The 2506-nt window shown below is 68.0% G+C and carries 1 protein-coding gene and 1 pseudogene; both read left to right on the top strand.

The annotated features are described in order from the left end of the window. Positions 1–118 precede the first annotated feature (118 nt). A pseudogene (gene istA, locus LW587_RS23805) lies at positions 119–1612 on the top strand (IS21-like element ISMex39 family transposase); the annotation flags it as partial. Between the two features lie 5 nt (positions 1613–1617). Further along, positions 1618–2349: an IS21-like element ISMex39 family helper ATPase IstB gene (istB, locus tag LW587_RS23800; protein WP_232632044.1), complete on the top strand. Its 732-nt coding sequence runs from the start codon at positions 1618–1620 to the stop codon at positions 2347–2349. The last annotated feature ends 157 nt before the right edge of the window (positions 2350–2506 follow it).

Here is a 2506-nt window from a genome sequence, read left to right as displayed (position 1 = left end):
CTGTGTTTCGGCGTGCAACTATGACCCCTTGAGGCGGGGGATCGGCGTCCAATTCTGACCCCCTAACCTCGTTCTCGCAGACTGCCCTCCGGTGCGGCCGGAAGGGTGGTGCAGGGGGATGAAGGGCGTGGACACGATTGCGCGCATCCGGCGCGAGTTCTTCACCCGCGGCCGCGCGATCAAGGACATCGTCCGCGACCTGCACGTCTCCCGCAACACGGTCCGGAAGGTCATCCGGTCGGGGGCCACCGCCTTCACCTACGAGCGCGACGTGCAGCCTCTGCCCAAGCTCGGGCCGTGGCGCGACGATCTCGATCGGATGCTGACCACCAACGCCGGCAGGTCCGCCCGCGAGCGACTGACGCTGATCCGGATCTACGAGGCGCTGCGCGGGCTCGGCTACGAGGGCGGCTACGATGCCGTTCGGCGCTATGCCAAAACCTGGAAGCGCGAGCGCGCCTCGGTCACGGCCCAGGCCTTCGTGCCGCTCATCTTCGCCCCGGGCGAGGCCTACCAGTTCGACTGGAGCCACGAGATCGTGCTGATCGGCGGCACGACCGTCACGGTCAAGGTCGCCCACGTCCGGCTCTGCCACTCGCGCATGCTGTTTGTGCGGGCCTATCCGCGCGAGAGCCAGGAGATGGTGTTCGACGCCCACGACCGGGCATTCGCGTTCTTCCGCGGCACCTGCCAGCGCGGCATCTACGACAACATGAAGACCGCGGTGGAGACGATCTTCGTCGGTCGCGAGCGCGCCTACAACCGTCGCTTCCTGCAGATGTGCTCGCACTACCTCGTCGATCCGGTCGCCTGCACGCCGGCCTCGGGCTGGGAGAAGGGGCAGGTCGAGAACCAGGTCGGGCTGGTGCGCGAGCGCTTCTTCACCCCGCGCGTCCGGGTGAAGAGCTACGACGAGTTGAACGCGCTCCTACTCGATGGAGCCATCGCCTACGCCAAGGCCCATCCGCATCCCGAGGAGCGCGAGCGCAGCGTCTGGGAGCGGTTCGAGGCCGAGCGGGCGGCGCTGGTGCCCTATGCTGGCCGCTTCGACGGCTTCCACGCCGTCACCGCTTCGGTGTCCACGACCTGCCTCGTACGCTTCGACAACAACCGCTACTCGGTCGCCGCCTCCGCCATTGGCCGCCCGGTCGAAGTGCGGGCCTACGCCGATCGCGTCGAGATCCGGCAGGTCGGGCGCGTCGTCGCCGAGCACGCGCGTGCCTTCGGCCGGGATCAGACCGTGTTCGATCCCTGGCACTACGTCCCCGTGCTCGCCCGCAAACCCGGCGCGCTGCGGAACGGCGCACCGTTCAAGGACTGGGTGCTGCCCGCCGCCCTCGACCGGGTTCGACGCAAGCTCGCCGGCAGCGCCGGAGGGGACCGGCAGATGGTGGAGATCCTCACCGCCGTGCTCGGCGACGGGTTGCCGGCGGTCGAGGCGGCCTGTGCCGAGGCCCTGCGCGAGGGCGTGTACTCGGCCGATGTCGTCCTCAACATCCTCGCCCGGCAGCGCGAGCCGACCACGCCCGTCACCATCCTGACGCCTGAGAGCCTGCGGCTGCGCCACGAGCCGGTCGCCGACTGTGCCCGCTACGACAGCCTGAGGAGAGCACCATGATGGAACGCCAGCAGATCCTCGCCACCATGTGCGATCTGAAGCTCTTCGGCATGAAGGCCGCCTACGACGAGATCATCAAGGTTGCAGTGAAGCGCACCCACGAGCCGCAGCAGATCGTCGGCGACCTGCTCCAGGCGGAGATCTCCGAGAAGCAGGCACGCTCGATCCGCTACCAGATGACCATCGCCAAACTGCCCCTGGCCAAGGACATCGCCGAGTTCGCCTTCGACGGCACTCCGATCAACGAGGTGCTGGTGCGTGATCTCGCCGGCGGCGAGTTCCTGGCGCATCAGCGCAACGTCGTGCTCGTCGGCGGCACCGGCACCGGCAAGACCCACCTCGCCATCGCCCTTGCGCGAGCCTGCATCCGGGATGGCATGCGGGGCCGGTTCTACAACGTCGTCGACCTCGTCAACCGGCTCGAAGCCGAGGCACGCGCCGGCCGGCACGGCCGCATCGCCGACCATCTCGCCCGGCTCGACTTCGTGGTGCTCGACGAGCTCGGCTACCTGCCGTTCGCGCAGTCGGGCGGCCAACTCCTGTTCCACCTCATCAGCAAGCTCTACGAGACGACCTCCATCGTGGTCACCACCAACCTCGCCTTCGGGGAATGGCCGAGCGTGTTCGCTGGCGATGCCAAGATGACCACGGCGCTCCTCGACCGGCTCACCCACCACTGCGAGATCGTCGAGACCGGCAACGAGAGCTGGCGCTTCAAGAACCGCGCCTGAGACTGGCACACACGTCGCGCCTGCTGGACCCCTGATCAGCCCGGCTGCGCCACCCCGACCCGCTTCGCCGGGCTGATCAGGGGCGTCCCGCCATACCCAAACAGGGGGTCAAAGTTCGACGCCGATCCAGGGTCAATGTTCAACGCTGTTTGACAGC

This window comes from Methylobacterium sp. Leaf118 (assembly GCF_920984675.1).
Taxonomy (GTDB): domain Bacteria; phylum Pseudomonadota; class Alphaproteobacteria; order Rhizobiales; family Beijerinckiaceae; genus Methylobacterium.
The sequence above is the reverse complement of the archived record's forward strand: the minus strand, read 5'-3'. Positions and strand labels throughout refer to the sequence as shown.

Coding starts and splice junctions, on each gene's coding strand:
- istB (WP_232632044.1), top strand. CDS start 1,618: ATGGAACGCCAGCAGATCCTCGCCACCATGTGCGATCTGAAGCTCTTC.